Genomic DNA, 4,721 nt, shown 5'->3' with positions numbered 1-4,721 from the left:
CGTCTGATTCCCGCAATGGCAAGCGTCCTCGCACCACGCACACTGACCCTGGATGCAGAGGATGTTGAGCTAACGGTCAAGCAGGTCACTTCTCTGTCCCTCGTCGTCAATGAGCTCGTCTCCAATGCAATCAAGCATGGTGAGGGAGCGATCGCCATCTCGCTGAAACAGGATAACACGTTCCTGGTTCTGGATGTCTGTAACGACGGCCCCGGCTTCCCTCCGGGCTTCGACCCGCAGAAATCGGCCCATGTCGGGCTGGAGCTAATCGAGAGTATTGGCACGTTTGATCTTGCGGGCACGCTTACCTATGAGAATACAGCAACGAGTGCGCGGGTGCGCCTACGCTTCCCCTGTGTGCCCTAAACGGCAACCTAACAGTGTAAAGCGAAAGCCTGGCGCAGTACTGCGCCAGGCTTTCGCTTTGCCAGGCCGCACTATGCGACGGCCAGGTCGCCCATTTTCCGCAGCATAGACTCACGTGCCCGGAAGAGTCTGGATTTAATAGTGCCCATCGCGATTCCCGTCTCCTGAGAGATTTCCTCGAAGGAGCGAAGCTGCTCGTAGTACAGCTCGCACAGGATACGCTGGTGAGCGGGCAGAGAGCCCAGTGCCTTTTTCAAGCGCTCACTCCGCTCTGCTTTTTCTGTCTGCTCAATGAGAATTGTCGCCGGGTTCTCACTCTCATCGCCGCGCAGGACACTATCTCCACACGATTCCAGGACAACATCCAGCGATGTTTGAAGCGGCTGGCGGCCCTTGCGACGCCAGGCTTGGTAGACTTCGTTGATAGCGACGCGCTTGATCCAGGCGGGAAGTGTCTGGATATTCTTACAGGAGTTGATGACTTTGAAGACATGCAGGTAGATCTCCGTGTCCAGATCCTCGGCATCCTGACGGTTTGAGGACATCCGGCTCACCGTTGCATGGATCACCGAGCGGTAGCGCCCTAGCAGTGCATGGCGGGCATCCAGATCGCCCGTCTGGCTACGGTTCAGGAGCTCCTGTGCGGAGGAGCGCTCTAAAGAAGACGTGGATGAAGTCAAAGGGCGGCGCGAGGTCAGAGGAGCCGAAGATGTCAGAGTTGCTTGCATAGTTTTTCTCCGTGGCACAAACAAAAAAGTCAGAGCTGCTTCGCCGAGATGAAAAAACATCTCAAAGCGAGGCAATCCTGACCTCAATGTTTGCTTGACGGTCATGGCCAAGCAAAATATTATAGAAGCGGCTAACTTTGATCAGGCTTACCTGATCTCAGTGCACACGTCCTTATTATTACCAGTTTTTTCTTTTCTGTCAAGAGTAATTTGGGTGATTTTAGAAATAATGTGAGGCTTTTTCACGAATCGCCGATTCGCTCTGTCCGCCCAATGGAATTGGGCGTCTGTAATGGCGCAAGCGCCGCAAAGCCCGTTCCGGACTGAAGAATAGAATCGGTAGCCCGGAACGGGCTTTGCAGCCGAAGGCTACCCAGACGCCTACTTTCAGTGGGCGGACAGAGCGAATCGGCGATTCGTGAAAAAGCCTCACATCATTTCATAATGAGGAGAGAAGATCATCCGCATGAATAATTTCCAGAGCAACTTGCTTTAGCTTCTGAGATTTATCCCGTGCTGTCTTTTGAAGCTTTTGAAATGCCTCGGCTTCAGAGAGCTGTAAGCGCTGGCTCAGGATACCTTTGGCCCGCTCTACTAACTTTCGTGTCTCCAGAGTGTCTCGCAAGTCAATATTGTCCCGAAGTGCTTCCTCCATCACCTGGAATCGCGCCAGTGCCGTTCGCACAGCCGGAGCAATTTGCTCGGCCACGATTGGTTTGACCAAATAGGCACAGGCCCCTGCATCTATTGCCTTTTTGACAATAGCCTCATCGCTATAGGCTGTCAGCATGATGATGGGAACAAGACGCTCTGCCGTGATCAGCCGAGCTGCCTCGATTCCACTCATGCGTGGCATGTTGATATCCATCATTATAAAATCGGGCTTTAGCTCGCGAGCAGCCACCACTGCCTGTTCCCCATCGGATACCGCCGCCACCGCATTATAGCCAGCGGCGGTCAGCGCTCGCCGCAACAGAAGAATTGTTATCCCTTCGTCTTCGACGAGAAGGGCTCTCAGTTTTGTACTCTCTTCTTTTGTACTCTCTTGCACTTTTTGCACGCGCTCCTTCTGAATTCCTAGATCTCCAAAGAGAGGGGATCCCATCTGTTATACCAAACAAAAAAGGAGCAAGACCCCGAGGTCGTTGCTCCATCCACCTCTGACCGTCGGCAACGGTTACACAGAGGCGTCTTGTACCACTTGCTTCGCCTTCCGGCTCAAGCGTAGCCGAATACGTTCTGAGCGCCCTTTGAGTGCGTCTCGCGTCTCTTTACCCGAACACGGAGCGGACAGAGCCATGGCGACTGCCCCTACAGTCGCTCCCATAACAATACCCCCAACAACGGCAATCGGCTTTTTCATAGAACATTTTTTCCTTTTCTCTAAACCTGACTTTACTATTGCCAAAATCGGTTCTGGTTCCCAAAATAATTCGAGGGAACCGCGATCGTTTTCGCTGCATACGAGACGACAGAATGAGAAAACAAATAGCAGCTTATGTTTTAGTGGGGGCAGTGCTTTCCCATTGCCTGTTGGCTCACGCACAGCTACCGCCTTCATTTCAGCAAACACTAGCGATTGGCGGTACCGAGCTGATCACGATCCGTGGACAGAGTCAAGAAGATGTTAGAATTCGTGCAGATATTATTTATGCTCGTCTAGCATGGATTCTTGCAGATTCAACGCTCTCAAGGCATGACATATGGGTTAAAATGACATCTTCAGAACCTGCAATTTATGTTAAAGACCGTCTATTAATTACGGTTATGTTACAAGATTCTAATTATAACGATACAACACCGAATAAACAAGCACAAATTTGGAGGGGGCGTTTTGCTGAGACGTTGCCTATGCTAAAATCAGCAGATCCTCCCTCTAAAACGTAGCAATACTGCGTATTCTCTGGAAATATAAGGAAAATCATGAAAGAAACGATACAAGATAAAATTGAAGGCGCCATTGATCATGCCGCAGGTGCAGGCACGACAGACAAGATCGAAGGCAAGACAAATGAGCTTGTGGGTAAGGCGCAGCAGAAACTTGGGGGTGCCATAAATAGCCCCGAGCTTCAGGCACGTGGCATTGTCAAGCAGGCCGACGGTAAGATCCAGCAAGCAACGGGTGAGGCAAAGGAAGAAGCGGAGTCTTTAGCCGAGCGCACCAAAGAGCTTCTCCACGATGTCGCGGAGTCAGTTCGGGAGAAATCTCACTATGCGGCAGATGCCGTTCGGGAGAAGACCCACGGCACCGTTGTCAAGATCAAAGAGGCGATGAATGATGAGTCCTGAACAAAAACAAACTCTTGAACCGGGCGATTGCCAACCCGTGACCGTATCAATCAGCGAGGAGGAGCTGACGATGGCTCCCCGAAAGCGCCTGATGCGAGAGCATCTGGATGGTATTCAGCACGGCATTGATGATAACCCCGAAAATGATGCCGTCAAGGGCAGTGTGCTGGGCGCAGCCGGGGGAGCCGCCGTCGGAGCTGCCGCCGGTGCTGCTCTGGGACCTCCAGGTATGGCGGTTGGCGCTCTGGTGGGGCTTGCTGTGGGAGCCCTTGCCAGTGGCTTGGCAGTGGCTGCCGTGGATACGGTTGACAACGATGATAACATCACAGGTGTTGGTGCGGAGGTGCATATTGATCCTGAGCAGCTTCCTCCCGAGGAGATCAACGCCATTATCCGTGAGCAGCAACAGTACCCCTAAGCATGATTGCACTCCACTGCACCTCCCCTCTAGGATTTCTTAGAGGGAAGGTGTTTTTTGTGGGGCTCTTAAAAATATATTTTCCTAGCGCAGAAATATTATGGAACCTGAGCGCCGTAGTATGCATAATAAAAACCATGTTTGCTTTGACCTTGTAGAGATACAGATCAATATGCAGGTCAGAAAGAGATTTAAAATGAAAATAAACACACTTATCACTATGATATTGACATTGGGGACAACAGTTTCGATTGCCCATGCACAGGATGTTATCCTGCCAGCAGAAAAGTCACTTCGGATTGCGATTGGTACTTATAACCCTATGTCTACCTCGACAAAACGGATTATGGGAGCAACACTGCCTATGGTCAGCTTGTCCTACGATGCAGGCAAGTCAACTTCAGAGAAACCAATGATCTACGGAGTGTACTTTGACTTTGCCCAAAATCGGCATAGTGGCACGAATAACTCCGTCACCGCCTTTGGCGTCTCAGCGCGCTACCTGAGTCGGGCACCTCTCACGGACGGGCGCTATTTTATGGGCGGAGGAGTGGGCTCCTACGATGTCAAGATAGGTAGAGCGAACAGCAAAGTGGGAGGGAAGCTCTTTGGGGGGTACGAGATCAATAATGGCTACTATGGTGAAGTGACGTATCATCTCATTAACAAAGTCAACGGTAATGATCCTAGTGCGGTTGCCTTTGCTGTGGGCCGCCGTTTCTAAGAAGTGTCTCCCAGGGCTTTGCTTATGGCAATGTCACGGAGCCAAGTGTCACAGGTCGCGTCGCGCCTGTGACACTCGGCAAGTTCGCCGGATTTCCGAGAAGTGTCTCATTGGCGAGCACACAAAATGCCAGCGCCTCTTTCGCGTCGCCGTTCATTCCTACGTCCGTATGAGTCAGCACCGGAACGGGGTCGAG

Annotated in this window: 9 protein-coding genes; 5 read left to right on the top strand and 4 right to left on the bottom strand. The window is 51.6% G+C overall.

Annotated elements, in window-relative coordinates:
- The coding region (locus ACH2EH_RS10780; RefSeq protein WP_395141541.1) for a sensor histidine kinase at nt 1-366 on the top strand (366 nt) is incomplete at its 5' end.
- 71 nt (nt 367-437) lie between these two features.
- Here ACH2EH_RS10780 and ACH2EH_RS10775 read toward each other — a convergent pair.
- The 3 genes from ACH2EH_RS10775 to ACH2EH_RS10765 form a co-directional block, all read right to left on the bottom strand.
- Nucleotides 438-1,094, bottom strand: a complete 657-nt coding sequence (locus ACH2EH_RS10775) for an RNA polymerase sigma factor (RefSeq protein ID WP_395141539.1) — start codon at nt 1,092-1,094, stop codon at nt 438-440.
- A gap of 439 nt (nt 1,095-1,533) precedes the next feature.
- Complete coding sequence (locus tag ACH2EH_RS10770) at nt 1,534-2,199, bottom strand: ANTAR domain-containing response regulator (protein WP_395141537.1); 666 nt, start codon at nt 2,197-2,199, stop codon at nt 1,534-1,536.
- 72 nt (nt 2,200-2,271) lie between these two features.
- Entirely contained in the window at nt 2,272-2,457 is a 186-nt protein-coding gene (locus tag ACH2EH_RS10765) for a YtxH domain-containing protein (protein WP_395141535.1), read from the bottom strand.
- A gap of 113 nt (nt 2,458-2,570) precedes the next feature.
- On the opposite strand from ACH2EH_RS10765, the gene ACH2EH_RS10760 reads away from it, so the two are divergent.
- The 4 genes from ACH2EH_RS10760 to ACH2EH_RS10745 all read left to right on the top strand — a co-directional run bounded on the left by ACH2EH_RS10760 (nt 2,571) and on the right by ACH2EH_RS10745 (nt 4,525).
- Entirely contained in the window at nt 2,571-2,981 is a 411-nt protein-coding gene (locus ACH2EH_RS10760; protein WP_395141534.1) for a hypothetical protein, read from the top strand.
- Between the two features lie 36 nt (nt 2,982-3,017).
- Complete coding sequence (locus ACH2EH_RS10755) at nt 3,018-3,383, top strand: CsbD family protein (protein ID WP_395141532.1); 366 nt, start codon at nt 3,018-3,020, stop codon at nt 3,381-3,383.
- A gap of 37 nt (nt 3,384-3,420) precedes the next feature.
- Nucleotides 3,421-3,801, top strand: a complete 381-nt coding sequence (locus tag ACH2EH_RS10750; protein ID WP_395141530.1) for a hypothetical protein — start codon at nt 3,421-3,423, stop codon at nt 3,799-3,801.
- Between the two features lie 322 nt (nt 3,802-4,123).
- Nucleotides 4,124-4,525 (top strand): hypothetical protein, encoded by a 402-nt coding sequence (locus ACH2EH_RS10745; protein WP_395141528.1) that lies wholly within the window; start codon nt 4,124-4,126, stop codon nt 4,523-4,525.
- Between the two features lie 22 nt (nt 4,526-4,547).
- Here the strand turns inward: ACH2EH_RS10745 and ACH2EH_RS10740 are convergent, their stop codons facing one another.
- On the bottom strand, nt 4,548-4,706 hold the full coding sequence (locus ACH2EH_RS10740) for an anhydro-N-acetylmuramic acid kinase (RefSeq protein ID WP_395141543.1): 159 nt from the start codon (nt 4,704-4,706) through the stop codon (nt 4,548-4,550).
- Between the last annotated feature and the right edge of the window lie 15 nt (nt 4,707-4,721).

This window comes from Armatimonas sp. (assembly GCF_043760365.1).
GTDB lineage: Bacteria > Armatimonadota > Armatimonadia > Armatimonadales > Armatimonadaceae > Armatimonas.
Note: the sequence above shows the minus strand (reverse complement) of the source record. Positions and strands in the feature narration are given on the sequence as shown.